Raw genomic sequence first — 25,629 nt, 5'->3', positions numbered from 1 at the left:
GTCGAGTTTTTCCGCTAGTTTCCCAGTAAATCGCTTCACCATAAGGAGCATATTCATGGCGCTTATCGATGCCATTCACGCCCGCGAGATCCTCGATTCCCGTGGCAACCCGACCGTAGAAGTTGAAGTCCTGCTTTCCGATGGCCAGATCGGCCGCGCAGCAGTGCCCTCCGGCGCCTCCACCGGCGAACACGAGGCCGTGGAACTCCGCGATGGAGACAAGGGCCGCTACCTTGGCAAGGGCGTCCAGAAGGCCGTCGACGCCGTCATCGACCAGATCGCACCGGCACTGACCGGTTTCGACGCCACGGACCAGCGCAGCATCGACCAGGCCATGATTGACCTGGACGGCACCCCCAACAAGGGCAAGCTCGGCGCCAACGCCATCCTGGGTGTTTCCCTGGCCGTGGCCAACGCCGCCGCAGCATCCGCTGACCTGCCGCTGTACAAGTACCTGGGCGGCCCCAACGCGCACGTCCTGCCCGTTCCGCTGATGAACATCCTCAACGGCGGCTCGCACGCCGACTCCGACGTGGACATCCAGGAATTCATGATCGTCCCGATCGGCGCCGAAACCTTCTCCGAGGGCCTGCGCTGGGGCGTCGAGGTCTACCACAACCTCAAGTCCGTCCTGCAGGCCAAGGGCCTCTCCACCGGACTGGGCGACGAGGGCGGCTTCGCGCCGAACCTGCCGTCCAACCGTGCCGCACTGGACCTGATCCAGGAAGCCATCAAGAACGCCGGCTACACTCCGGGCAAGGACATCGCCCTGGCCCTGGACGTCGCCTCCTCCGAGTTCTTCAAGGACGGCGCCTACCAGTTCGAGGGCAAGGCACTTTCCGCCACCGAGATGAGCGCCTACTACGCCGAGCTCGTGGCCGACTACCCGCTGGTTTCCATCGAGGACCCGCTGGACGAGAACGACTGGGAAGGCTGGAAGACCCTCACCGACACCATCGGCGACAAGGTCCAGCTCGTGGGCGATGACCTCTTCGTCACCAACCCGGCCATCCTGCAGCGCGGCATCGACACCAAGACCGCGAACTCACTGCTCGTCAAGGTCAACCAGATCGGTTCCCTGACCGAGACCCTGGACGCCGTGTCACTGGCCCAGCGTGCCGGTTACACCACCATCACCTCGCACCGCTCCGGCGAAACCGAGGACACCACCATTGCTGACATCTCCGTTGCCACCAACGCGGGACAGATCAAGACCGGTGCCCCGGCCCGCTCCGAGCGCGTCGCGAAGTACAACCAGCTGCTGCGCATCGAAGAGGAACTCGACGACGCCGCACGCTACGCCGGACGCAGCGCTTTCCCGCGTTTCAAGGGCTAGCATCCAAAAAAACAGCTGACCGGTGGCTATGGTTGAAAGACCATGGCCACCGGTTTTTGTTTGTGGTCCGCTTTTGAAGGAGTGTCATGGCCACCCGCCGTCCCAAGGTTCCCCGGGCTACGCCCGCGGCGCGTCAGTCAAAGGACGCCGACGACGGCGCTGACGTCATCCGCGCCGATTTCGGCGCGACGCGGCACCTGCCCGCGGCCGGGGAAGCGAAAACGCCCGCCGCGGATACACCCGCTGGGCGGGCACCCGCTGCGCAAGGAAAGTCCACCACCGCCGGACGGCTGGGGGCGTCGGTCAAGGCCGGGGTTGCCGCCGGCAAACAGGCGGCCCGCCGGCCTGCCGGCAGCCCGGACGGCAACAAGCAGCCCGGCCAATCCTCGGGGAGTGACGCCAGGCACGGGGCGGATAACCAGGATCCGGTGCCCGCCAAGGCCTTTTCCGGCCGGATGCTGGCGCTGGCCGTCGTCATGATTGCCATCACCATCATGCTGGCCCCCACCGTCAAGATCTTCATCGACAAAAGGGCCGAGATCGCGGCGCTGGAGGCGGATATCGCCGCCCGTCAGGCGGAGCAGGAGGGGCTGAAACTCCAGGTATCCAGGTGGCAGGACCCGAACTACGTGAAACAGCAGGCCCGCGACCGCATTAACATGGTTATGCCGGGAGAGACCGGCTACTGGGTGTTTGGCAGCGATCTGCCGGCCGGGACCGCCAGTGGCCAGGGCGGCACAGGATCAGCCCAGGACCCGGCCAACCTGCCATGGGTGGACTCGCTTTGGGAGTCCATCAGGCGCTCGGCAACAGACTAGAGGCGGTGCCCTCCGCCGGCTTTCCCACGGGTCAGCCTCCAAGGGCAGGAAGGCGGCCGCGCCAGTGGACCAGCATGCAGTAGGCGACAACGCCCCGGGCGGACACCCCGCAAAAAACGAGGCCCCGACCGTGCCCGGGTACAGCCACCCCTCCGCCCGCGACCTCGACGTCCTGAGCCGCCAGTTGGGGCGTCCAGTGCGCGACGTCGTCGAAATCCCCGCCCGCTGTGTCTGCGGCAACCCCCTCGTCGCGGCGACGTCCCCCCGGCTCAGCAACGGAACCCCGTTCCCCACCACGTTCTACCTGACCCACCCGGTCATCACCTCCGCCGTGTCGCGCCTTGAGGCCGCCGGCCTGATGAACCGGATGAACGAACGCCTGGCCGAAGACTCCGGACTCGCAGCGAGCTACCGCGCCGCCCACGATGCGTATCTGGTTTCGCGGGCGGAGATCGGGGAGCGGTCCGGCATTGGCGCCGTGCCCGAGATTGACGGGATCTCTGCCGGCGGCATGCCCACCCGCGTCAAGTGCCTTCACGTCCTGGTGGGCCATTCCCTTGCTGCCGGTCCCGGTGTCAATCCGCTGGGCGATGAAGCCCTCGAAGCCATCAGTGAATGGTGGACGGCGGACCGTTGCTACTGCGACGGTGCGTGGGACACCGGCGGAGAAGCGCCCTCGCAGGACCTCAGCCGGCACGGGCCGCAGGGCCTGCCCGAGATCGTGGGCCGTCCGGCACCCGTGCGCAATACGCAGAAGCACGCTGAAGAGAATCACGCTGACGAGAAAACCGACTCCACGGAGGCCGCCCAGTGACCCGAGTTGCCGCCATCGACTGCGGAACCAATTCCATCCGGCTCCTGATCGCCGACGTGGCCGGGAACGGGAGCAGCCCGAAGCTGACGGACGTCGTCCGCGAAATGCGCGTGGTCCGGCTGGGCCAGGGCGTGGACGCAACCGGAGAACTGGCCCAGGAAGCCCTGGACCGGACCTTCGCCGCCACGACCGACTACGCCGCGCTGATCCGCGAGCATGGGGCTGGAAAGGTCCGTTTCGTTGCTACGTCGGCCACGCGCGACGCCAGCAACCGGAAGGTATTCGTGGACGGCATCCGCGAAATCCTCGGCGTGGAACCTGAAGTGATTACCGGCGACGAAGAAGCCGCCCTGTCCTTCGCCGGTGCCAGCAGCGTTCTTCCGTCCCGCGGCACCGATCCCGTGCTCGTGGTGGATCTCGGCGGGGGAAGCACCGAATTCGTTCTCGGCGACGCCAACGGCGTCATCGCCGCCAAGTCCGTTGACGTCGGCTGCGTCCGGATGACCGAACGCCATCTCCGCAACGACCCGCCGTCTCCGGAGCAGGTTACTGCCGCGGAGGCCGACGTCGACGCCGCCATCAGCGAGGCGGGACTGGCCGTTCCGCTGGACCGCACCACCGTCGTCGTCGGCGTGGCGGGGTCCGTCACCACGATCACGGCCCACGCGCTCCGGCTGCCGGAATACTCGCCTGCGGCGATCCACGGCGCGGAGCTTCCGCTGAAGACCTTTGGCGAGGCGTGCACGGATCTGCTCGGGATGACCAAAGCCGAACGGGCCGGACTTCCTTACATGCATCCGGGCCGGGTAGACGTCATCGGTGCCGGCGGACTGGTCTGGCGGCGCGTTTTGGAACGCCTCGCCAGGGTAACGGAGGGAAGGATCACTTCGGCTGTCGCCAGCGAACACGATATTCTCGACGGAATTGCCCTGAGCATCAGCTAGGACGTGGCATCAGCTCATGACTTCGCACGTACAGCCGATTGGACCCGAATGACCAGAGCAACAACCCGCTGGGGCCGGATGGCCTCCGCCGTGACGGCAATTGCCCTGGCCACAGGCGGCCTGGCGACGTCGCTGGTCGCTGCACCGGAAGCCCGTGCCGATTCATGGCGGGACAAGCAGTACTGGCTGGCCGAGTCCGGCATCACCAAGGCGTGGGAAGTGTCCAAGGGCGCCAACGTCAAAGTGGCCGTCATCGACAGCGGCGTGGATGCCAAGCACCCCGACCTCAAGGGTGCCGTCGTCGGCGGCAGCGATGCTTCCGGGGCGGGCAGCGCGGACGGGCAGAAAAGCATCGGCTCGAAGCCCGAGCACGGCACCCTGGTGGCTACGATGCTGGCCGGCCGCGGACACCAGCCGCCGAAGTCCACGGCGAGTCCCGGCGCCACTCCGGCCCCGGGCCCCGACGGAATCGTGGGCGTGGCTCCCGAAGCGCAGATCCTGTCAGTGTCCACCTGGCTTGGTTCCCAGAACCCCGGGGGGAAGACGGACCAGGAACAGATTCCGGCGGCCGTCCGCTGGGCCGTGGACAACGGCGCGCGCGTGATCAACATTTCGCTGGGCAGCACCTCACCCGAATGGCCGCAGAGCTGGGATGCAGCGTTCCTCTACGCCGAGCAAAAGGATGTGGTCATTGTGGCCGCAGCGGGCAACCGGGTGGGCGGCAACGTCCAGGTCGGAGCGCCGGCAACCATCCCGGGCGTCCTGACTGTGGCGGGCCTGAACCGGGAGGGTGCCGCCAGCATCGATTCCTCCTCCCAGGGCATCAGCATTGGCGTGGCGGCACCGGCCGAAAACCTGATCGGCGGGATGCCCGGGGACGGCTATGCGGAATGGGCCGGCACGTCCGGCGCCACACCGATTGTGTCCGGCGTGGCGGCGCTGATCCGGTCTAAATGGCCGGAGATGACGGCCAGCCAGGTCATCAACAGGATTGTCACCACGGCCAAGGATGCCGGGGCGCCGGGGAAGGATCCCATCTACGGGTACGGCGTGCTGAACGCGGAAGCTGCGCTAAAGGCGGACGTGCCCGAAACGAAGGTGAATCCGCTGGGCACCGTCGCCGACTGGATCAGGATCCACCGCCGGGGCGAGGCAGCCGCAACCGCCCCCGCCGCTGAGCCCAGCGACAGCCCCACCAGTGCGCCGCCCACACTGCCGGTGGCCACGGTGCCGGTGGCTGAGGCGCCGTCCCAGCTGGACAGTGCCGTGCCGGCCGTGGTGGTCATCGGCTTCGGGCTGCTGTTCGTGGGCATCATCGGGGGCGCCGCCTTCCAGCTGCGGCGGGCCACCAGGAACCCCGGAAATGTGCCCGAGGAGCCCGAGACCGGAGTCCTTGACAAGGTGGACTCGAACGGAACGTAACGGCAACGATTTAGTTAGTGAAGATTTTCACAAACTACTGTATTCTTGAGTCATGGCAACAACCCCACAGCTCCAGGACCGTCCCAGGGTACTCGTCGTCGGCGGCGGGTACGTCGGCCTGTACGTAGCCCTCAAACTGCAGAACAAGATCGCGAATGCCGGTGGCATCGTCACCGTCGTTGATCCGCTGCCCTATATGACTTACCAGCCCTTCCTGCCGGAAGTTGCCGGCGGAAACATTGAGGCGCGCCACGCTGTCGTCTCACACCGTCAGCACCTGAAGCAGACGGAACTTATCCAGGGCCGCGTCACCTCGATCGACCATGCCAACCGGACCGCCGTGGTTGCCCCGTCCGACGGCGGACCGAACTTTGAGGTTCCTTACTTCGACGTCGTCCTGGCCGCAGGCGCCATCACCCGCACGTTCCCCATCAAGGGCCTGGCGGATAAGGGCATCGGCCTGAAGACCATCGAGGAAGCCGTTGCGCTGCGCAACAAGGTCCTCGAGCGGATTGAAGCCGGTTCCACCATCACCGATCCCGCGGAGCGCGCACGTGCCCTCACCTTCGTGGTGGTTGGCGGCGGCTTCGCCGGCATCGAGTGCATCACCGAGATGGAAGACCTCGCCCGTGCGGCGGTCAAAAACAACCCCCGCGTCAAGCAGGAGGAAGTCCGCTTCGTCCTGGTTGAAGCCATGGGCCGCATCATGCCCGAGGTCACGGCCAAGCAGGCCGACTGGGTTGTGGAGCACCTGCGCAGCCGCGGCATCGAAGTCCTGCTGAACACCTCGCTGGACAACGCCGAGGGCTCCCTGAAGCTCATCAACCTTCCGGACAAGACCCCCGCCCAGGAATTCGAAGCGGACACCCTTGTCTGGACTGCCGGTGTGCAGGCGAACCCGATGGTCCGCTCCACCGACTTCCCGCTGGAGCCGCGCGGACGCGTCCGCGTTCTTCCGGACCTGCGCATCGCAGGCGACGAAGGCATTGTTGAGAACGCCTGGGCCGCCGGCGATGTCGCCGCCGTTCCGGACCTCACCGGCAGCGGCCTGCCCGACGGCACCTGCGTGCCCAACGCGCAGCACGCCCGTCGCCAGGCCAAGCGCCTCGCGAAGAACCTGTGGGCCTCCCGCTGGGACAAGGAACTCAAGGACTACAAGCACAAGAACCTGGGCGCCGTTGCCGGCTTCGGCGAATGGAAGGGCGTTGCCAACATCAACCTCCTGGGCCGCATCGGGCTCAAGGGTCCGCTGGCCTGGCTGGCGCACCGCGGGTACCACGGCATGGCCATGCCTACGTTCGAGCGCAAGTTCCGCGTTATTTTCAACTGGATCCTGAGCTTCTTTGTTGGCCGCGACACCACACAGCTGATCGACCTGGAGAACCCGCGCGGAGCCTTCGTCTCCGCCGCCACTCCTGCTCCCAAGCCGGCTGCGGCTCCGGCCGCACCGGCGGCTGAGAAGCCGGCCGAATCCGGCAGCACCAGCGGTCAGAAGCAGACCGTATCGGCTGACACCAAGTAGCTGCGCAACTCCGTCAGCGGCGGCCGTTCCCCCGGGGAACGGCCGCCGCTGTTGTTTAATGGCTCAATGACTGGTGAAAAGGACATCCGGACCCTGCTGGCATCCATCCATCCCGTGCTGCGCGAGGGGGAATACGTCTATGTCCTGTGGCCGTACGGCCGGCCGCTCGTGCCGGGCATCGAAGCCGCCGTCCGGGAAGCTGAAGGGCTCACGGTGGTGCTGCCCCGGGCTGAAGCGGACAGGCTGGAGCTTCGCTACGACTTCGTTGCCGCCTGGATCACGCTTCAGGTGCATTCGTCGCTTGAAGCCGTCGGACTGACAGCCGCCGTCAGTGCGGCGCTTACCGAGGCCCGCATCAGCTGCAACGTCCTCGCCGGGTTCCATCACGACCATCTCCTGGTCCCGGTGGCCGACGCCGACCGCGCCCTGGAAATACTGCATGAACTGGCCGCCCGGAGCTCCGACCAGACGGCGCCCGCTCCCGCGCTCGTCCTGCGTACCGAACAGCCGGCGGACCGGCCGGCGATCCTGGAGCTGACGGCGGCGGCTTTCTCGGTCTCGCCCGCAACCGGGCTGCCCGTGGACGGCGAACCGGTGGAAGTGGGGCTGCTGAAGCAGCTGTTCGACTGTGACGAGTACCTGCCCGATTTCAGCATCGTTGCGGAACAGGACGGCGAAGTGGTGGGCCACGTGATCAGCACCAGGGGCTGGGTGGGGGACCTGGAGCTGCTGGGACTTGGCCCCATCGGCGTGGTGCCGCGGTTGCAGCGGCACGGCATCGGTTCGGCCCTCATCCAGGAAACCGTGGCCCGCGCCAACGCCGCGGGGGAGCGGGGCATCGCCCTGCTGGGCGGCCCCGAGTACTACTCCCGTTTCGGATTTGTGCCGTCGGTCTCGCTAGGCATCGACCCTCCGACTGCCGAGTGGGGAGACTCGTTCCAGGTGCTCCCGCTCGCCGTCTGGCCAGGTGGCATCCACGGGACGTTCCGGTACGCCGCACCCTTTGAGCGGCTCTGACGGGATACCATTGACCGGGCGCCCCAGTAGCCCAATTGGCAGAGGCAGCGGACTTAAAATCCGCGTGTTGTGGGTTCGAGTCCCACCTGGGGTACTACTTTTCTCCTCCATGCCCCGTGATTTCCCATATGCAACGACTGTTATAAGGATGTGACCATAGTCACTTATGTTCGCGGGGAAATTGCACTAGCTTGAATCTAAATCAGGTACACCTGGTAATTCGCATCAAAGGCCGTTCGCACCTTTCGATCGAGGAGACTCTCTATGATTTCACTCCCCCAGGCGGCGCCGCGTGTCGCTAAGCTGACAGCGCTTAGCATCGGCGTCGCCCTTCTGGCTACGGCTTGTGGCGGCTCGTCCACCCCGAGTTCGACAGGCTCAACCACTCCCGCAGCGTCAGGTATTGCCTGCCCGGCGCCGAGCGCTACCGGCAGTGCCACTACCGGAGCAGGCGCAGGCGGGTCGGTTCCGGCCTCAACCACCACAACCGACACACCGCTCAAGATTGGATCGCTCCTGCCGACAACGGGGTCGCTGGCGTTCCTCGGCCCGCCCGAAATTGCGGGTGTCAACCTTGGCATCAAGGAAGTCAATGACGCAGGCGGCGTACTGGGCAAGCCCGTCGAGGTGATCCACCGCGACTCCGGTGACACCAAGACGGACATCGCCACGCAGTCCACCACCGCGCTGCTCGGCAGCGGCGTCAGCGCCATTATCGGCGCTGCTTCCTCGGGCGTTTCCAAAACCGTTATCAACCAGATCACGGGCGCCGGCGTCATCCAGTTCTCGCCTGCGAACACGTCTCCTGACTTCACCACCTGGGATGACAAGGGCCTCTACTGGCGCACGGCACCTTCGGATGTGCTGCAGGGCAAGGTGCTCGGCAACTACATGGCTACCTGTGGTGCCCAGACCGTCGGCATGATCGTCCTGAACGACGCCTACGGCACCGGCCTGGCAAAGAACGTCAAGTCTGCGTTCGAAGCCGCCGGCGGCAAGGTCGTTGCCGAGGAGCTCTTCAACGAAGGCGACTCGCAGTTCAGCAGCCAGGTGGACAAGGTCATTGCAGCCAAGCCTGACGCGATTGCCCTGATCACCTTCGACCAGGCCAAGAGCATCGTCCCCCTGATGACCGGTAAGGGCATCAAGGCAACCCAGATGTTCCTGGTGGACGGCAACACGTCGGACTACAGCAAGGACTTCCAGGCGGGCACCCTGAAGGGCGCCCAGGGCACCATCCCGGGCACGTTCGCCAAGGACGACTTCAAGAAGAAGCTGCTGGCCATTGACCCGGCCCTGAAGGACTACAGCTACGCTGGCGAGTCCTACGATGCCGTCAACCTGATTGCACTGGCAGCCGAGGCCGCGAAGAGCACAAAGGGCACCGACATCGCCAAGCAGCTCAAGGCTGTCTCTGAGGCCGGCGAGAAGTGCAACGACTTCGCATCCTGCGTGACGCTGCTCCGCAACGGCAAGGACATCGACTACGACGGCCAGTCCGGTCCGGTGACCTTCTCCGATGCTGGCGACCCCACGGAAGCCTACATCGGCATCTACGAGTACCAGGATGACAACACCTACAAGCCGTCCAAGGAAGAATTCGGCAAGCTGTAAAGCCGACCCACCCTGGATAGCAGGAAAGCCCCCGTCCGGCCGGACGGGGGCTTTCTGTTGCCCGGGGGCGGGGGACGCGCCGCGGGGCGCGCAGAAGGGCCGCCACCGGACGGTGACGGCCCTTGCGCGGTTCCTGGAATGGCGCCCGGAGGGGCGGGGCTTAGACCTCGTCCGCCAGGGTGCCGAGGTATAGCTGGATCACCTTGGGGTCCTTCATGAGTTCCCGTCCGGTGCCCGTGTACGCGTCCTTGCCCTGGTCCAGCACATAGGCGCGGTCGCAGATCTGCAGGCAGCGGCGGGCGTTCTGCTCCACCATGATGACTGACACACCGGCCCGGTTGATCTCGTGGACCCGCAGGAAGGTTTCATCCTGCTTGACGGGGGAGAGGCCGGCCGACGGCTCATCGAGCAGCAGGACGGCGGGTTCCATCATCAGGGCTCGTCCCATGGCCACCATCTGGCGTTCACCGCCGGAGAGCGAGCCGGCCCGTTGGGCGCGGCGCTTGCCGAGTTCGGGGAAGAGGCTGGTGACGAAGTCGAACCGTTCGGCGAAATCCTTGGGCCGCTGGAACATGCCCATCTGCATGTTCTCCTCGATGGTCAGCGTGGCAAACACGTTGTTGTTCTGCGGGACGAAGCCCACGCCCTTGGACACGAGTTTGTTGGCTTTGAGCCCGGTGATGTCCTGGCCCCGGACCACCACTGACCCCGAGTGCACTTTCACCAGGCCAAACATGGCCTTCAGGAGCGTGGACTTGCCGGCGCCGTTGGGTCCGATGATGCCGATCAGTTCACCCTTGCGGGCCTCGATGCTGCAGCCGTTGAGGATGTTCACGCCGGGGATGTAGCCCGCCACCAGGTTGGTGACCTTGACGACGGATTCATCCGCTGCGGCTGGTGTGGCGGCCGCAGCCGCACTGGTGGCGCTCATTCGGTGTCCTTCTTCCTGGTGTCGGGCGTCACCGTGTCAGCGTCCGTTTCGGGGGCAATGACGTCGACGGCGATGATGCCGGCGTTCTCGGTGCCCACGATGGACTCTTCGTCGGCCACGAGCTCGGCGGCCAGTTCCTTGATGCCTTCGGCGTCGCCCAGGTCCACGTCGTGGTGGGCGCCCAGGTAGGCATCGATCACGGCCGGGTTTTTCATGACCTCAACAGGCGGGCCTTCGGCGACGATCTTGCCCTCGGCCATCACCACAACCCAGTCGGCAATGTGGCGCACCATGTTCATGTCGTGCTCGACGAAGAGCACGGTCATGCCTTCGGCCTTGAGGTTCTTGATGTGGTCCAGGAGGGACTGGGTCAGCGCCGGGTTGACGCCGGCCATGGGCTCGTCCAGCATCACAAGCTTGGGTCTGACCATGAGCGACCGCGCCATCTCGAGCAGCTTGCGCTGGCCGCCGGACAACGATGCCGCGTAGTCGTCCTTCTTCGCGTCCAGTTTGAACTTCTCCAGCAGGACGTTGGCCTGTGCCGTGATTTCCTTTTCCCGTCCGCCCCACATGCCCTTGAACAGTGCCTTGGAGAGCCGTTCACCGGGTTGTTCCGAACCGCCCAGCCGCATGTTCTCCATGACGGTCAGCTTGCCCATCACCTTGGTCAGCTGGAACGTGCGGACCATGCCCATCCGGGCCACCTTGTAGGGGGAGACACCCGCGAGGCTGTTGCCTTCGAACTGCCACTTGCCGGAGTTCGGCGTGTCAAAGCCGGTCAGCAGGTTGAACAGGGTGGTCTTGCCGGCACCGTTGGGCCCGATCAGCGCCGTGATTTTGTGCCGGGGGATCTCCAGGTATTCAACGTCGACGGCGTTGATGCCGCCGAAGCTGCGGGTGACGTTTTCTGCGACGACGATCGGGTCCCGCTTCTTGCAGCCGGGAGCTGTCTCGCCGGCCGCGATCGGCCGGGTGTCCGTCATGTAGTCAATCTTGTCGGTGTTTCCGGTGCTTCCCGTGCCGTTTGCTGTTGGCACATTGCGTTGCTCACTCATGCGAACGCCAACTCCTTCTTGTTGCCGAAGACGCCCTGGGGCCGGAAGATCATTAGCAGCATCAGGGCCACACCCACCAGGATGTACCGCAGCTGCCCGGCCTGGACCGTGTTCAGCCATGTCACGGCGCCGGATTCAATCAGGCCGTAGAGAATGCCCTGGGTGAGCGAAAGCACCACCCAGAAGATCATGGCGCCGACCACGGGGCCGAGTACCGTTCCGAGGCCGCCCAGCAGCAGGCACGTGTACAGGAAGAACGTCAGTTCAGTGCCGTAGTTGGCCGGCTGGACTGCGCCGCGGGGAAGGGTGAAGATCATGCCGGCGAGGGCGCCGAGCACGCCGCCGATGACCAGGGCCTGCATCTTGTAGGCGTAGACGTTCTTGCCCAGCGAGCGGACGGCGTTCTCGTCTTCGCGGATGCCCTTGAGGACGCGTCCCCACGGGCTCCGCATCAGGAGCCACACCAGGGTGCAGCAGATGATCACAAGCCCCCAGCCCACAACGCGGATAAAGAAGTCCCTGTTGTTCATACCGAAATAGGAACCTTCCGGGAACGGGTTCATGGCATAGAACCCGCCTTCGAAGGCGGCGAGGCCGTTGGCCGATCCCGTGACGGACGTCAGCTGGTTGGTGGTGACGATGTACCGGACGATTTCCGCCGCCGCGATGGTCACGATGGCAAGGTAGTCGGCACGCAGGCGCAGGGTCGGAATACCCAGGAGCAGGGCGAAGATCGCCGAGCAGATCACGGCGATCAGCAGGCCGACGAAGAACGGCACGCCGAACGTCAGGGTGGAGATGGCGAAGCCGTAGGCGCCGACGGCCATGAAGCCGGCCTGCCCGAAGTTCAGCAGGCCCGAGTAGCCGAAGTGAACGGCGAGGCCGAGGGCGGCAAGCGCGTACGCCGCCGTCGTCGGGCTGAACAGTTCACCGGCAGCGCTGGAAAATATGAATCCCAAGTCCATGGCTGTCTCCTAACCCACGCGCTCGCGACGGCCAAGGATGCCCTGCGGCCGGAACAAGAGGACAACAATCATGATGAACAGTGCTCCCACATATTTGAGGTCGGCGGCTAGGCCGAACACGGTGGTCAGCTCCACGAAGATGCCGACGATGATGGATCCGATCAGTGCACCGAAAACGGTGCCGAGGCCGCCCAGGGTCACACCCGCGAAGATAAGCAGCAGGATCTGTGAGCCCATGTCGAACGTGACGCCGGGCCGGTAGTAGGCCCAGAGGATGCCGCCGAGGGAGGCGAGCATGCCGCCGGCCACCCAGACAATCCGGATCACGTTGTCCACGTCGATGCCGGACGCTGCCGCGAGGGCGGGGTTGTCGGCTACTGCACGGGTGGCCTTGCCCAGGCGGGTCTTGAGCAGGATGAAGCCGATCAGCGCGATCACGACGGCACTGATGACCAGGGACCACAGGTTGTTGGGCGAGATGGACACCGGCCCGATCTGGATTTCGGAGCTCTGGGCGTACGGCAGCTGCTGGGTGGATCCGCCGAAGTAGAACTGAATGACGTAGCGGACTGCCAGCGCGAGGCCGATGCTGACGATCATCATGGGGACCAGGCCGGTCCCGCGGCGGCGCAGCGGCTTCCACAGCCCGGCATCCTGGACGTAGCCGAACAGGCCGCCGCCCAGCAGGGCAAGGACCACAGCCAGCCAGAACGGCAGGCTCATGGCATTGAAGGCGAAGACCAGCACGGCCCCGAACGTCACCATTTCGCCATGGGCAAAGTTGGTAAGGCCGGTGGTTCCGAAGATCAGCGAGAGTCCGACCGAGGCCAGTGCCAGCAGCAGGCCGAAGCTAAGCCCTGCTACGAGCCGGTTGAGCAGGTTCTGGCCGAAGTCCTGTTGCTGGACCACGATGCCTTTTCCGAAGGCGAAGATCACTGACAGGTTGGACGTCTGGCTGAACGTGACTTTTCGTGGATTTTCCTGGCCGTCGGCGAGCTTGATGCCTTCGGGGAGGGTGGATTCGTCGAGTTCCACTTCGTAGGTGCCCTGGACCGGAACTCCGATGGTCCACGAGCCGTTGGCGCCTGATTTTGCGGTCCCGGTGAAATCGCCGCTCTTGGCGGTGATCGTCACGTCAGCGATAGGTGCACGTGCATCGTCCCGAAGGAAGCCGCTGATGCTGTTCTGGAACTGCTGGTTCGACGGGGATGGTGTCGGTGAGGGTGTGGTGGCCTGCGATGCCGGGGCAACGACGAGGAGAATTGCCACGACGGCGGCAAATACAGCCCCCATCGTCTTCAGCAATCCGCCGCGCCGTCTGTGCGACAGGCCTCTCGGTGTGCTTCTCAAAATGAAAACCTCCACATGGGGGTGGACTGGGTTGCGCCTTTACAACCACTGCGAACGGTGCGGGGGACGTAGTCGTGGCGCCAAATATGCGGTAGTTAAACCGAATACCTTGTGATGTCAGTCACCCTGCTTGGGCTTATGTTACAGCCAGCGGGCATCAATGGAGCCTCGTGCAGGGGCGCCTAAGATAGCGATCGGATAACGACCGTGAAGCCAAACCTTCGAATCAATACAGTTCTGCTAAAGAAAACTTTTGTTGATTCTGAGTATTCCTAAACAGTCACTTCGACTTCGTGCCCGTGGGATCCGTCACAGCCTGGAGTAGCGCATGTCACGGTTGCGTTTCGGCTGGCGGGACGGGGGAACTATCCCTGCCTCTTGGGCGTGGGAATTGATACCTTGAACTATAAGGATCACCACCCACCCCCTTTATTTGGAGGACACCCGCAATGGCACTTGGCGGAAACCCGATCTTCAACGGAAAGAATTTCCGTGGAGCCACCCAGGCACCGCCTGTTCCGCAGGCTCAGTACGGCCAGAACCCCTACGGCCAGGCCCCGTACGGGCAGAACCCGTACGGCCAGGCTCCGGGACGCGCCCCCGGCCAGGTCATGGATGCGCAGGGCGGCTGGATGGCCCAGCAGCAGAACATGACCCATGACCAGCTGCAGCAGATGTACAACCAGCCGGCAGCCGGTCCGGCTGAAACCGGACGGATGACGTTCGACGACGTCATCATCAAGACCGCCGCCTGCCTCGGTGTGCTGGTTGCCGGCGCGGCGGTGACGCTCTTCGTGGGCATGTCGCTGGCCTCGCTGCTGATGATCGTCGGCGCACTGGGCGGCTTTGTGCTGGCCATGGTCAACACGTTCAAGAAGCAGCCTTCGCCGGCTCTGATCCTGGCGTACGCCGGGCTGGAAGGACTCTTCCTTGGCGGCCTGACCCGCGTGCTGGACACCATGTACCCGGGCGTGGGCCTGCAGGCCGTCATCGGCACGCTGTCCGTGTTCGCGGTGACCCTGCTGCTGTTCAAGAGCGGCAAGGTCCGCGCAACGCCCAAGGCCATGAAGTTCTTTATGATCGCCCTGGTCGGGTACGCCCTGTTCTCCGTGGTGAACCTCGTGATGATGGTGACCGGCCTGACGACGGAACCGTTCGGCCTGCGCAGCGGAATCATTGGCGTCGTTATCGGCGTCCTGGCCATCGGCCTGGCTGCGTTCTCCCTGGTGATGGACTTCACCAGCATCGAAGAAGGCGTCCGCAACGGCGCACCCGAGCGGTTCTCCTGGACCGCCGCCTTCGGCCTGACCGTGACCCTGGTCTGGCTCTACGTGGAGATCATCCGCCTTCTGGCGATCCTCCGCGGCGACGACTAGGGCGCTAGCCGGGCACGCGCCGTCGTGCCTTCAGCCGTCGTGCATTGATTCGTGCAGTAACTGGAATGAGCCCCGCCACACGGCGGGGCTCATTCCAGTTAACGGTCCTGCTTAGCTGAGCCGCTCGTAAACAACCGCCATGCCCTGGCCGCCGCCGACGCACAGGGTGGCGAGACCGAGCGTTGCATCGCGCTCCCGGAGACCGTTGAGGAGCGTTGTGGTCATGCGCGCGCCGGTCATGCCGAACGGATGCCCCAGGGCGATCGCCCCGCCGTGGACGTTGAGCCGCCCGTAGTCGATGCCGAGTTCGCGGGCGCTGGCCACCACCTGCACGGCGAACGCCTCGTTGAGTTCCACAAGGTCGATGTCGCCGATGCCCAGGCCTGCCCTCGCCAACGCCCGGCGGGTTGCCTCCACCGGCCCCATGCCCATGAGTTCGGGGGAGAGCGCGCTGACGCCCGTGGACACAATCCGAGCCAGCGGCTCCAGCCCGAGTTCCCGGGCGCGGTCATGGCTCATCACCACCACCGCGGCGGCGCCGTCGTTCAGCGGGCACGCGTTCCCGGCGGTTACCGTCCCCCCGCTGCGGAAGACAGGCTGCAGCGCGGCCACTCCTTCCAGCGTGACTCCGGCGCGCGGCGAGTCGTCCCGGTCCACCACCGTGCCGTCGCGGCGCGTGTACGGCGTGATTTCGCGCGAATAGAATCCCGAGGCCATGGCCGCCTCTGCCCGGTTCTGGCTGAGGACCGCCCATTCATCCTGCTCGGCCCGGCTGATGCCGTAGGTGGTGGCCACGTTCTCGGCGGTCTGTCCCATCGCAATGTAGATGTCGGGCATCCGGCCGCCGAGCCGCGGGTCCGTCCAAGGCGTGTTGGACGCGGCCCGCGCCTCTGTCCGGCGGCGGGCTGCGTCGAAGAGCGGATTGTGCGTGCCCGCATCAGTTTCCCCGGCCCCGGTCCAGTGGGGGTACCGGGAGACAGCTTCGACGCCGGCCGCCACAAAAGCGTCCCCCTCGCCCGCCTTGATGGCGTGGAACGCCATGCGGATGGTCTGCAGGCTGGAGGCGCAGAACCTGTTGATGGTTGCACCTGGGACGTTGTCCAGTCCGGCCAGGATGGTGACCACCCTGGCCATGTTGGAACCCGCTTCGCCGCTGGGTTCGGCGCAGCCAAGATAGAGATCGTCCAGGCCGGCGCCGGTCTCTCCACGGGGGTCGAAGGACGGGATCTTGTCCAGGGCCGCCGTCACCATCGCGGCGGCAAGGTCATCCGGCCGTTCATCCTTCAACGACCCCTTGAAGGCGCGTCCGATGGGGCTGCGGGCAGTGGAAACAATGACTGCTTCTGACATGCGCCCAGCCTACGCCCGGGCTACACCAGCCGCATCGCCCCGGCCGCCGGGGTAACGGTGAAGATCTCCGGCTTCCGGTACCCGGCGCGGGAAAAGGCCTGCTCGACGGCGGTGCGCACCTGCTGCTCCGCGGCCACCGGCGTCAGGGCAATCGCCGCTCCGCCAAAACCGCCGCCCGTCATGCGTGCCCCGATCGCGCCGCTGGCGCGGGAGGTGTCGACCGCCAGGTCCAGTTCCGGGCAGGAAATCTCGAAGTCGTCCCGCATCGAACGGTGGCTGGCATCGAGGAGGGGACCGATGGCGCCCGGTCCGGCCGAACCGAGGAGTTCCACGGTCTGCAGGACCCGGTCGTTTTCAGTGACCACGTGGCGGACCCGGCGGAACGTGACCTCATCCAGGAGGCCGCTGGCTTCGTCCAAATCCTCGACGCCAACATCGCGGAGGGCCTTGACGCCGAGCACTTCAGCTCCGAGCTCGCACGAATCCCGGCGCGACGCATAGCCGCCGTCGGCGTGTGAATGGGAAACCTTGGTGTCGATCACCAGCAGGACAAGGCCGGCCGGTTCGGTCTCGAACGGGACGAGGCGGACGCTCTGGTCCCGGCAGTCGAGGAAGACGGCGTGGCCCTTGGCGCCGCGCAGTGAGGCGGACTGGTCCATGATGCCCGTGGGGGCTCCCACGAAGTCGTTCTCGGCACGCTGGGTGGCCAGCACCATTTCCTCTGCCTTCAGCCCGGCGCCGGTCAGCTCGTTGAGGGCTGAGATGACGGCGCACTCAATGGCGTGGGACGAGGAGAGCCCTGCGCCGAGGGGAACGTTGGAGTCCAGCAGCAGGTCCAGGCCGGGCACGTTGATGCCGCGCTCCTGGAGCGCCCAGATGACGCCGAGGGGGTACTTGGTCCAGCCCTTGGCCTGCGGGCCCGCCAGGGATGAGGTGTCCGCCGTCGTCATGCCCTGGTCGCCGTAGGTGGACAGCAGCCTGAGTGTCGAGTCCGGGCGGACCCGGACAGCCACCCGTGCCGTCCGGTCGATGGCGAAGGGGAGCACGAAGCCGTCGTTGTAGTCGGTGTGCTCGCCGATCAGGTTGACGCGCCCGGGTGCCTGCCAGATGCCGTCCGGGTCGGTGCCGAAGGCATCCCGGAACCGTGCTTCGAGGTCGTTGCTGCTCAGGTCGCCGTTGCTGAGTGGGGCGGTCATGCGTGTGCGCCTTCCGGGAGTGGCTTGAGGGCTGATGCGGGAACTGTGACGGTGCGCAGCCGCTCCGCCACGAGTTCCGGGGTGGTGTCGTTAATGAAAGCACCCATGGCCGCTTCGGAACCGGCCAGGTACTTGAGCTTATCCGCAGCCCTCCGCGGGGACGTCAGCTGGAGATGGAGGTAGCCTGCCGGCCGCAGCACGTCATCGAGCGGTGCCTGGTGCCAGGCCGAGATGTAGGGGGTGGGCGTCGGATACAGCGCATCGAACCGCTTGAGCAGGTCCAGGTACACGTGCGCCAGTTCGTCCTTCTCTTCGCCGCTGAGCGCCGCGAGGTCCGGCACCTGGCGGTGGGGGACCAGGTGGACCTCCAACGGCCAGCGCGCTGCGAACGGAACGTAGGCGCTGAAGTTCTCGCCTTCCAGGACCATACGGCTGCCGTCTTCGCGTTCGGACCGCAGCAGTGAGCCGGTCAGCGTCTGCCGGCCGTCGGCGTCGTCGAAGAACTTCCGGGCTGCCGCCCCCATCACGGCTGCGCGGGGCGTGACGTACGGGTATGCGTAGATCTGCCCGTGCGGGTGGTGGAGCGTCACGCCGATGTCCGCGCCGCGGTTCTCGAACGGGAAGACCTGCTTGATGCCGGGCAGCTCGTTCAATGCGCCCGTGCGGTGCGCCCAGGCCTCGACGACGGTGCGGGCCCGGACTTCGCTGAGCCCGCTGAACGACCCGGTGTGCTCGGGGGTGAAGGACACCACTTCGCAGCGGCCGAATGCCGTGCCGGTGGTTCCCCAGCCGGCGTTGCCGGGAACCGGTCCGAGCGCGGGCCCGAGAGACGGGAAACGGTTCTCGAACACCACGACGTCGTAATCGGGCGCCGGGATCTCGGAAGGGTTGCCGGACGTGGTGGGGCAGATGGGGCACTGGTCCGCCGGGGGAAGGTGGGTGCGGCCCTGGCGGTGCGCAGCCACCGCAACCCATTCTCCGGTGAGGGCGTCAAACCTGACTTCGCCCGGCTCGCTCCTTGCCGGCAGTTCGCGGAGGTCGGGGTGTTCCTCCGGCCGGCGCGTGTTCTTTCCTGCCGAAGCACTATCCAACGCGGCATCGTCAGCCGAGGCAGCATCCGCCGTGGCGTCGTCGAAGTAGAGCAGCTCCCGGCCGTCGGCAAGGTTGGTGCTGGAGATGTGTGTCATGCGTCTAATCCTTTACGAGCGGGCGGCCATCGGAGCCCCGCCGTGGGTAAGGCGTGGCAGCAGGCACTTCAATTCTCCCACAAAACGATCAAAAAGAAATAGTTTCGAACAAAAGATAACAAGGGCGGGTGGGGATGCCCCAGGGCAGGTGAGGCGGCGCGGCCGAACAGGTACGGTTGTGCGCATGACTCCGAGCGCACCTCATTCCGGCCAGGGCGGCACCGCAGCCGCCGGCACCACCTCTGCCGCCGGCACCACCTCTGCCTCCGACACCACCTCTGCCTCCGGCGCTGGCGAGGGCGCGCCGCGCCGCTACGCCTCCGGCCGGCAGTACGAGCTCCGCCGCGGCGATGCCCTGGCCGTTGTCACCGAGCTGGCCGCTGGCCTGCGGCTGTATTCCCGCGACGGCGTCCAGCTGACGGAAACGTACGGGGACGGGGACATCCCGCCGGGAGCCACCGGAATCACGCTGGCTCCCTGGGCCAACCGGGTCGAGGACGGCGTCTGGTACCTGGACGGCAAGAAGCAGCAGCTGGACATCACCGAGGTTTCGCGCAACAACGCCAGCCACGGCCTGCTCCGGAACGCCTCCTACGAACTGGTGGATGAATCCGAGTTTTCGGTGACCCTGGAGGCGCCGATCTTCCCGCAGCACGGCTACCCGTTCCTGGTGCGGCACCGCGTCCAATACGCCCTGGCCGAGGACCTTGGGCTTGTTGTCCGCCAGACCCTGCTCAACGATTCCCAGGCATCCGCACCCTTCGTCCTGGGATCCCACCCCTACCTCAGGCTGGGGGATGTCCCTGCCGGGGACCTGGTCCTGACGGTGGGCGCCGGGCGCCGGCTCGTGGCGGATGACAGGCTCATACCCCGCAGCTCGGAGCCGGTCAGCGGTGACACGGATTTGCGGGGCGGACTAACCGTGGCCGAACTGGATATCGACGTCGCCTACACAGACCTGGAGTTCGACGGCGGCGTGGCCCGCCAAACGCTGCAGGCATCCGACGGCCGCAGCGTGAGCCTCTGGCAGGACGAGAGCTGCGCCTACGTCCACGTCTTCGTCACGGACCAGTTCCCCGGGAGGGCAAAAGCCGTTGCCATCGAACCCATGACCGGCCCGGCCAATGCGTTCAACAGCGGTGACGGCCTGCGCTGGCTGCCGGCAGGGGAGCAGTTCACCATGACCTGGGGCATCAGCGCCGCGCTGTAGCCCTCAGCAGTTTCCCATCGGAGCGCTGCTGGGGAAGTATTAGGCTATGACGCCAGCTGAGGACGCCGCACCGACCAGTAGCACCGACGCCGCGACCGGTCCCGCCGCCACCGCGGCCCCGTTGCGAGTGGTCACTGACCGCGAACTGGACCAGGACATTCCCTACGGTGTGCGGATCGCCGCCTCCTGGGCCTGGCGGCTGGGGTTGATCCTGCTTGTTGTTGCGGCGCTGATCTGGCTGCTGAGCAAGATCAGCTTCCTGATCATCCCCGTGATGGTGGCCGCCTTGCTGGCCGGCCTGCTGAGTCCCATTACACGCTGGCTCAAGGCCCGGCGAGTGCCCAACGGCGGTGCGGTGGCCCTCACCGTGCTGGGCTTCATCGGCCTGATCGGCGGTTCCCTTGCGCTCGTGGGCCGGCAGCTGGTCAACGGCTTCAGCGAACTATGGAGCGAGGCTCTGACCGGAATCCAGCAGATCCAGGGCTGGCTGGCGGACGGGCCGCTTCACCTGACGGCGGCCCAGATCGACCAGTATCTGAAGGAAGCCACGGATGCGCTGCAGAACAACAGCAGCAGCATCCTGAGCGGTGCCCTCTCCTTCGGAAGCACCGCAGGCCATTTTGCCGCGGGACTCATCCTTGCGTTGTTTGTCCTGATTTTCTTCCTCCTCGAGGGTGACCGGATCTGGGCCTTCCTGGTCCGGCTGCTTCCGAGGAAAGCCCGCGCCGCCACGTTCGGTGCAGGCCGGAAGGGCTGGGCGTCCATGGTCAGCTACGCCCGCATCCAGATGTTCGTGGCTTTTGTGGACGCTGTGGGAATTGGCGTGGGCGCCGCCATCATCGGTGTTCCGCTGGCGCTTCCGCTGGGTGTCCTGGTCTTTATGGGTTCCTTCATTCCCATTGTTGGCGCCCTGGTGACCGGCGCCGTAGCCGTGCTCCTTGCCCTGGTGGCCAACGGCTGGGTCAACGCGCTGATCATGCTGGGAATCGTGTTGCTGGTCCAGCAGCTGGAAAGCCACATCCTGCAGCCGCTGGTGATGGGCAAGGCGGTGGCCCTGCACCCGGTGGCCGTGATCCTGTCCGTGGCGGCCGGTTCCTACCTTGCCGGCATCCCCGGCGCGCTCTTCTCGGTGCCCATCCTTGCCGTAGCAAACTCGGCGATTCGATATATTGCTGCCAGAACGTGGGAACATGAAGGTGTGCTGGTGGCGGATGGCCCGGGTGTAACCGGGGACTCCGGAACCAGCGAAGACAACACCTTCAAGGATGTCTACCTTCCCGGTGCGAATCCGGGCCGCGGCAAGGGCGCCGCACAGTCAACGGGAACTCCCGCCGGACATTCCGGCCCGGACGCCCCAGCCGAATTTCCCAAAGGAGACTAGTTCGTGAAAACCCTCAATAGCCTGCCCGTCACGTTGGACAATGTCCTGGAGGCGCAGAAGCTGCTTGAGGGGATTATTACGAAGACCCCGGTGGAAACGTCCCGGGCATTGGGCAGCATGGTGGGCGGCGAGGTCTTCTTCAAGTGCGAAAACCTCCAGCGTGCCGGCTCCTTCAAGGTCCGCGGCGCCTACGTCCGCATGGCCAAGCTGTCCGCCGAAGAGAAGAAACGCGGCGTGGTGGCTGCTTCGGCAGGGAACCACGCCCAGGGCGTGGCGGTCGCAGCAAAGAGCCTGGGCATCAAGGCGCGCATCTACATGCCGCTGGGCGTGGCACTTCCCAAGCTGGCAGCCACCCGCAGCCACGGCGCCGAAGTGGTCCTGCACGGGCACAACGTGGACGAAGCACTCGCCGAGGCCCAGCGCTACGCCGATGAGACCGGCGCCGTGTTTGTCCACCCCTTCGACAATGTGGACGTGGTGGCCGGACAGGGCACGGTGGGGCTGGAAATCCTGGAACAGATCCCCAACGTGGACACCATCCTGATGGGCGTGGGCGGCGGAGGGTTGCTCGCCGGCGTGGCCGTGGCCGTGAAGGCGAGGGCCCGGGAGCTGGGCCGGGACATCCGGATCATCGGCGTCCAGGCCGAAAACGCCGCTGCCTACCCGCCGTCTCTCGCCGCCGATGCCCTGGTGCCGTTGAAAAAGGTCTCCACCATGGCGGACGGCATTGCCGTGGGCCGTCCGGGACAGCTGCCGTTCAGTATCATCCGGGAGCTCGTGGACGACGTCGTGACGGTCAGCGAGGATTCCCTCGCCCGGGCGCTGATCTTCCTGCTGGAACGCGCCAAGATGGTGGTGGAGCCGGCCGGCGCCGTGGGCGTTGCCGCCCTGATGGACGGCAAGATCGAAAACCCCGGCACCACTGCCGTGATCCTCTCCGGCGGCAACATCGACCCCATGCTGATGCTCAAGGTGATCCAGCGCGGTCTTTCCGCCGCCGGCCGCTACATGACCGTCCGGATGATGCTGGACGACCGCCCGGGTTCGCTGGCCACCATCGCCCGGATCATCGCCGAGAACGACGCCAACGTCACGGGCCTGGACCACACCCGGGTCGGCGGTTCGATCTCCATGGGAGACGTCTCGATCACCGTGAACCTGGAAACCAAGGGGCATGAGCACTGCGAGCAGGTCCTGGGTGCGCTCCGTGCCGAGGGTTTCCAGCCGATCGTGGTCCACTAGGGGCCATGATGCTGGACGCACAGGGGGGACGGCCGCAGACTGCAAGGCACAGCCCTGCCGCACGTGCGCAGGGCGGGCTGCTGGTCACGGGGCTGTTCGTCGTGCTCCTGTTTGCGATCGAGTTCGTCAACGCTGCCACGTTCCATGCACTGAACAGGACGTTCGGCCTCCGCCCGCGCAGCGCCGACGGACTCCTGGACATCCTTACCTTTCCGCTGTTCCACGCCAACCTCGGCCACGTGGTCTCCAACGCGCTGCCGCTCATCATCTTCGGCTTCCTCGTCTTTATGTCCGGACTCAGGGTCTTCGTCACCGCGGTGGCGTTCAGCTGGCTCGGTTCGGGCATGATGGTGTGGCTGATTGGCGGCTGGGGGATCACGGTGGGTGCTTCAGGCCTGGTGTTTGGCCTGTTTGCCTTCCTCCTGGTCCGCGGCTTCTTCAACCGCAGCTGGTGGCAGATCGCCCTGTCAGTGCTTTTGTTCCTCAGCTACGGCGGCATCCTGTTCGGGGTCCTTCCGGGCGTGGCAGGATTCGTTTCCTGGCAGGCCCACCTGGGCGGCGCGCTGGGCGGTGTTGCCGCCGCTGTGCTGCTGAAACCCCGCCGGCTGACGCGGGGACGCCTGGTGGCGGAGAACCAAAGCACATAGAACTCAGCGTTAACGCACGACGCCGGCCATCCCCGCGGAGGGGAGGGCCGGCGTCGTGCGTTAAGGCTTTGCCGTGGTTGGGGAGCTGCGGCTCCTAGCCTGCGTACGGCTTGGCGGAGAGGATCTCCACCGTGATGTCCTTGCCGTTCGGGGCGGTGTAGCTGAGCTTGTCGCCCTCCTTGTGGCCCACAATGGCGGAGCCCAGGGGTGACTTTTCGCTGAAGACGTCGAGGTCCGAGTCGCCCGCGATCTCGCGGGAGCCGAGCAGGAACGTCTCCTCGTCGCCGGCGATCCGGGCGACGACGATCATGCCGGGCTCGACGATTCCGTCGTCCGCCGGGGACTCGCCCACGTGGGCGTCACGGAGCAAAACGGTGAGCTGGCGGATGCGGGCCTCGATCTTGCCCTGCTCCTCTTTGGCGGCGTGGTATCCGCCGTTTTCCTTGAGGTCGCCTTCCTGGCGTGCAGCTTCGATCTTCTGGACGATTTCCGCCCGGCCGGCGCCGGAGAGGTGGTCCAGCTCTGCCTTCAGGCGGTCAAAAGCTTCCTGGGTAAGCCAAGCTGCAGTTGCGCTGTTGGTGGTAGACACGGACTTCTCCTTTTTCGTGGTCAAACAAGTTTGCGGTCAAACAAGTAAAGACCCCGCCACGGTGGCCACTTGTGGGACTCAGTAACCAGCTCAGCGGGGTAAAGGTATTTGATCCATTGTAGTCAATGCGGTGGACAAACCAAAGAACGCCTGCGGCGTGGGTCACACGACCCGGCCGGGAGTGTGCCTGGGGCCGCGGGCGGCTACTTCTCCGAGCCGGGAATCCAGCAGCTGTCCACAACGCCGGAAACAGACAGCGACTCCGTGCGCACCACGGCACGGTGGACCGTCGTTCGTCCGCCGTCGGGGGTGGCTTCGGCCGGGTTCGGCCCGATGTCGACCACTTTCCAGCCGACCACGGCAAATTTTGCGTCCAGCGCCTTGACGGCGCATTTGGCACTGGTTCCGGGATCCTTGGTGACCTGGAAATCGATCTCCGCCTGGGTGGCGTCCGTCGTGCTGTAGCCGATGTCCTTGAATGACACGGTTTCCGTGTTCAGGGAAGTGGAGATCCACGCCATGAAGCCAATGCCGGCAGCAAGAGCAGCGATTCCGATGTTGCGCTTGGCCTTGCGGGACAGGGCACGCTTTTGGCCCCCGTAACGATTGGCTAGGGTGGTAGTTGCCGGCGTCGAAATGGCCGGCCGATCCTCGGAAGTCACCGTTCCAGTTTAGTGTGGATCCGAACGGGATATTTCCGCGTCCCTCAGCCATAACCCGCAAGCCCAAATTCGAAGAAAGTGAGCCGTTTCAGATGACAGCGTCCGCAAGCCAGTCCAAGCCGCTCCGCCTGCTGGCCGTCCACGCTCACCCTGACGACGAATCGAGCAAGGGCGCAGCCACCATGGCCATGTACGCAGCGGCCGGTGTTGACGTCATGGTGGCCACCTGCACCGACGGATCCCGGGGCGACATCCAGAACCCGGCCATGGAGCACGAGCCGCACCCCAAACGCGACATGGCAGGCGCCCGCCGCCTCGAAATGGACAATGCCGCCCGCGTGCTGGGAGTCCGCCAGCGCTGGCTCGGCTTTGTGGACTCAGGGCTCCCGGAAGGCGACCCGCTTCCGCCGCTTCCGCCCGGCTGCTTCGCCCTCCAGCCGCTGGACGTCGCGGCGGCCCCGCTGGTCAGGCTGGTGCGCGACTTCAAGCCGCACGTGATCCTGAGCTACGACGAAAACGGCGGCTATCCGCATCCGGACCACATCATGGCCCACCGCGTGGCTGTCGAGGCCTTCGAAGCAGCCGGCGATCCGGAACGGTACCAGGGTATCGGCGAACCGTGGTCAGCCAGCAAGCTGTACTACGACCGTGCCTTCAGCCCGGACCGGTTCCGGGCCCTCCACTTTGCGCTCGAAGAGGCGGGACTGCAGTCCCCCTATGCCGAGCGGCTGGCGGCCTGGCTCGAGGCTGATGCCGAAGGCCACACGCCACCGGCACCGACGCACCCCACCACCACCCAGGTTGACTGCGGGGACTATTTCGAAGCCCGGGACGATGCGCTCCGTGCCCACCGCACCCAGGTTGATCCGCTGGGATTCTTTTTCGCCGTATCCCCGGACATGCAGCGCCGCGCGTGGCCCTGGGAGGATTACAGCCTGATCCAGTCGCGGGTGCCGGTGGAGCTGCCGGAAAAGGATCTCTTCGCCGGACTAAGATAGAAC

Annotated in this window: 23 protein-coding genes and 1 tRNA gene; 15 read left to right on the top strand and 9 right to left on the bottom strand. The window is 65.6% G+C overall.

The window, feature by feature from the left end:
• Positions 1-55 precede the first annotated feature (55 nt).
• The 9 genes from eno (at position 56) to AC6JAC_RS16075 (ending at position 9,487) form a co-directional block, all read left to right on the top strand.
• A complete protein-coding gene (gene eno, locus AC6JAC_RS16115) occupies positions 56-1,336 on the top strand; it encodes a phosphopyruvate hydratase (protein WP_018774732.1) in 1,281 nt (426 codons plus the stop codon).
• A gap of 86 nt (positions 1,337-1,422) precedes the next feature.
• Positions 1,423-2,154: an FtsB family cell division protein gene (locus AC6JAC_RS16110; protein ID WP_454697941.1), complete on the top strand. Its 732-nt coding sequence runs from the start codon at positions 1,423-1,425 to the stop codon at positions 2,152-2,154.
• A 130-nt stretch (positions 2,155-2,284) separates the two neighbouring features.
• Positions 2,285-2,968 carry a DUF501 domain-containing protein gene (locus AC6JAC_RS16105; RefSeq protein WP_028270473.1) on the top strand — a complete coding sequence of 228 codons (684 nt, stop codon included), beginning with the start codon at positions 2,285-2,287 and terminating at the stop codon, positions 2,966-2,968.
• Complete coding sequence (locus AC6JAC_RS16100) at positions 2,965-3,912, top strand: Ppx/GppA phosphatase family protein (RefSeq protein ID WP_497965411.1); 948 nt, start codon at positions 2,965-2,967, stop codon at positions 3,910-3,912. The genes AC6JAC_RS16105 and AC6JAC_RS16100 overlap by 4 nt, the downstream gene beginning before the upstream one ends.
• A gap of 78 nt (positions 3,913-3,990) precedes the next feature.
• Complete coding sequence (locus tag AC6JAC_RS16095) at positions 3,991-5,334, top strand: S8 family serine peptidase (protein ID WP_347893844.1); 1,344 nt, start codon at positions 3,991-3,993, stop codon at positions 5,332-5,334.
• Positions 5,335-5,386: 52 nt separating this feature from the next.
• Positions 5,387-6,856: an NAD(P)/FAD-dependent oxidoreductase gene (locus AC6JAC_RS16090; RefSeq protein ID WP_497965409.1), complete on the top strand. Its 1,470-nt coding sequence runs from the start codon at positions 5,387-5,389 to the stop codon at positions 6,854-6,856.
• 66 nt (positions 6,857-6,922) lie between these two features.
• Positions 6,923-7,873 carry an N-acetyltransferase gene (locus AC6JAC_RS16085; RefSeq protein WP_497965407.1) on the top strand — a complete coding sequence of 317 codons (951 nt, stop codon included), beginning with the start codon at positions 6,923-6,925 and terminating at the stop codon, positions 7,871-7,873.
• A 20-nt stretch (positions 7,874-7,893) separates the two neighbouring features.
• Positions 7,894-7,967: transfer RNA gene (locus AC6JAC_RS16080), tRNA-Leu, on the top strand.
• Between the two features lie 170 nt (positions 7,968-8,137).
• Positions 8,138-9,487 (top strand): ABC transporter substrate-binding protein, encoded by a 1,350-nt coding sequence (locus AC6JAC_RS16075; RefSeq protein WP_028270468.1) that lies wholly within the window; start codon positions 8,138-8,140, stop codon positions 9,485-9,487.
• A gap of 160 nt (positions 9,488-9,647) precedes the next feature.
• Here AC6JAC_RS16075 and AC6JAC_RS16070 read toward each other — a convergent pair whose 3' ends face one another.
• Genes AC6JAC_RS16070 through AC6JAC_RS16055 form a run of 4 tightly spaced genes read right to left on the bottom strand, consistent with a single transcriptional unit; the run spans position 9,648 to position 13,731 of the window.
• Positions 9,648-10,418 (bottom strand): ABC transporter ATP-binding protein, encoded by a 771-nt coding sequence (locus tag AC6JAC_RS16070; RefSeq protein WP_028270467.1) that lies wholly within the window; start codon positions 10,416-10,418, stop codon positions 9,648-9,650.
• On the bottom strand, positions 10,415-11,473 hold the full coding sequence (locus AC6JAC_RS16065; RefSeq protein ID WP_497965404.1) for an ABC transporter ATP-binding protein: 1,059 nt from the start codon (positions 11,471-11,473) through the stop codon (positions 10,415-10,417). Before AC6JAC_RS16065 ends, AC6JAC_RS16070 begins: the two co-directional genes overlap by 4 nt.
• Entirely contained in the window at positions 11,470-12,438 is a 969-nt protein-coding gene (locus AC6JAC_RS16060; protein ID WP_028270465.1) for a branched-chain amino acid ABC transporter permease, read from the bottom strand. Before AC6JAC_RS16060 ends, AC6JAC_RS16065 begins: the two co-directional genes overlap by 4 nt.
• 9 nt (positions 12,439-12,447) lie before the next feature.
• Complete coding sequence (locus AC6JAC_RS16055; protein WP_028270464.1) at positions 12,448-13,731, bottom strand: branched-chain amino acid ABC transporter permease; 1,284 nt, start codon at positions 13,729-13,731, stop codon at positions 12,448-12,450.
• A 506-nt stretch (positions 13,732-14,237) separates the two neighbouring features.
• Between AC6JAC_RS16055 and AC6JAC_RS16050 the strand changes: the two genes are divergently transcribed.
• Positions 14,238-15,164: a Bax inhibitor-1/YccA family protein gene (locus AC6JAC_RS16050; protein ID WP_028270463.1), complete on the top strand. Its 927-nt coding sequence runs from the start codon at positions 14,238-14,240 to the stop codon at positions 15,162-15,164.
• A gap of 111 nt (positions 15,165-15,275) precedes the next feature.
• On the opposite strand, the gene AC6JAC_RS16045 is transcribed toward AC6JAC_RS16050, so the two are convergent.
• The 3 genes from AC6JAC_RS16045 to galT are packed head-to-tail and all read right to left on the bottom strand — an operon-like array spanning position 15,276 to position 18,897.
• On the bottom strand, positions 15,276-16,514 hold the full coding sequence (locus AC6JAC_RS16045; RefSeq protein WP_028270462.1) for an acetyl-CoA C-acetyltransferase: 1,239 nt from the start codon (positions 16,512-16,514) through the stop codon (positions 15,276-15,278).
• A gap of 20 nt (positions 16,515-16,534) precedes the next feature.
• Entirely contained in the window at positions 16,535-17,710 is a 1,176-nt protein-coding gene (gene galK / locus AC6JAC_RS16040) for a galactokinase (protein ID WP_028270461.1), read from the bottom strand.
• The gene (gene galT, locus AC6JAC_RS16035) at positions 17,707-18,897 is read right to left on the bottom strand and encodes a galactose-1-phosphate uridylyltransferase (RefSeq protein ID WP_028270460.1); all 1,191 of its coding nucleotides are present in this window, start codon (positions 18,895-18,897) and stop codon (positions 17,707-17,709) included. Before galT ends, galK begins: the two co-directional genes overlap by 4 nt.
• A 184-nt stretch (positions 18,898-19,081) precedes the next feature.
• On the opposite strand from galT, the gene AC6JAC_RS16030 reads away from it, so the two are divergent.
• Genes AC6JAC_RS16030 through AC6JAC_RS16015 form a run of 4 tightly spaced genes read left to right on the top strand, consistent with a single transcriptional unit; the run spans position 19,082 to position 23,377 of the window.
• Complete coding sequence (locus AC6JAC_RS16030) at positions 19,082-20,107, top strand: aldose 1-epimerase family protein (RefSeq protein ID WP_043438151.1); 1,026 nt, start codon at positions 19,082-19,084, stop codon at positions 20,105-20,107.
• Between the two features lie 46 nt (positions 20,108-20,153).
• Entirely contained in the window at positions 20,154-21,488 is a 1,335-nt protein-coding gene (locus AC6JAC_RS16025; RefSeq protein WP_028270458.1) for an AI-2E family transporter, read from the top strand.
• Between the two features lie 3 nt (positions 21,489-21,491).
• Complete coding sequence (ilvA, locus tag AC6JAC_RS16020) at positions 21,492-22,730, top strand: threonine ammonia-lyase (protein WP_028270457.1); 1,239 nt, start codon at positions 21,492-21,494, stop codon at positions 22,728-22,730.
• A gap of 5 nt (positions 22,731-22,735) precedes the next feature.
• Positions 22,736-23,377, top strand: a complete 642-nt coding sequence (locus AC6JAC_RS16015) for a rhomboid family intramembrane serine protease (RefSeq protein WP_043438148.1) — start codon at positions 22,736-22,738, stop codon at positions 23,375-23,377.
• 94 nt (positions 23,378-23,471) lie between these two features.
• Here the strand turns inward: AC6JAC_RS16015 and greA are convergent, their stop codons facing one another.
• Both greA and AC6JAC_RS16005 read right to left on the bottom strand, forming a co-directional pair.
• Positions 23,472-23,966 (bottom strand): transcription elongation factor GreA, encoded by a 495-nt coding sequence (greA, locus tag AC6JAC_RS16010; RefSeq protein ID WP_011691028.1) that lies wholly within the window; start codon positions 23,964-23,966, stop codon positions 23,472-23,474.
• A gap of 203 nt (positions 23,967-24,169) precedes the next feature.
• Entirely contained in the window at positions 24,170-24,628 is a 459-nt protein-coding gene (locus AC6JAC_RS16005; RefSeq protein ID WP_028270455.1) for a DUF4307 domain-containing protein, read from the bottom strand.
• 92 nt (positions 24,629-24,720) lie between these two features.
• Here AC6JAC_RS16005 and mca point away from each other — a divergent pair, with 92 nt between their 5' ends.
• Positions 24,721-25,626, top strand: a complete 906-nt coding sequence (gene mca / locus AC6JAC_RS16000; RefSeq protein ID WP_454697948.1) for a mycothiol conjugate amidase Mca — start codon at positions 24,721-24,723, stop codon at positions 25,624-25,626.
• The last annotated feature ends 3 nt before the right edge of the window (positions 25,627-25,629 follow it).

The sequence above is a fragment of the Arthrobacter sp. KUASC02 genome, assembly GCF_059739395.1.
The sequence above is the reverse complement of the archived record's forward strand: the minus strand, read 5'-3'. Positions and strand labels throughout refer to the sequence as shown.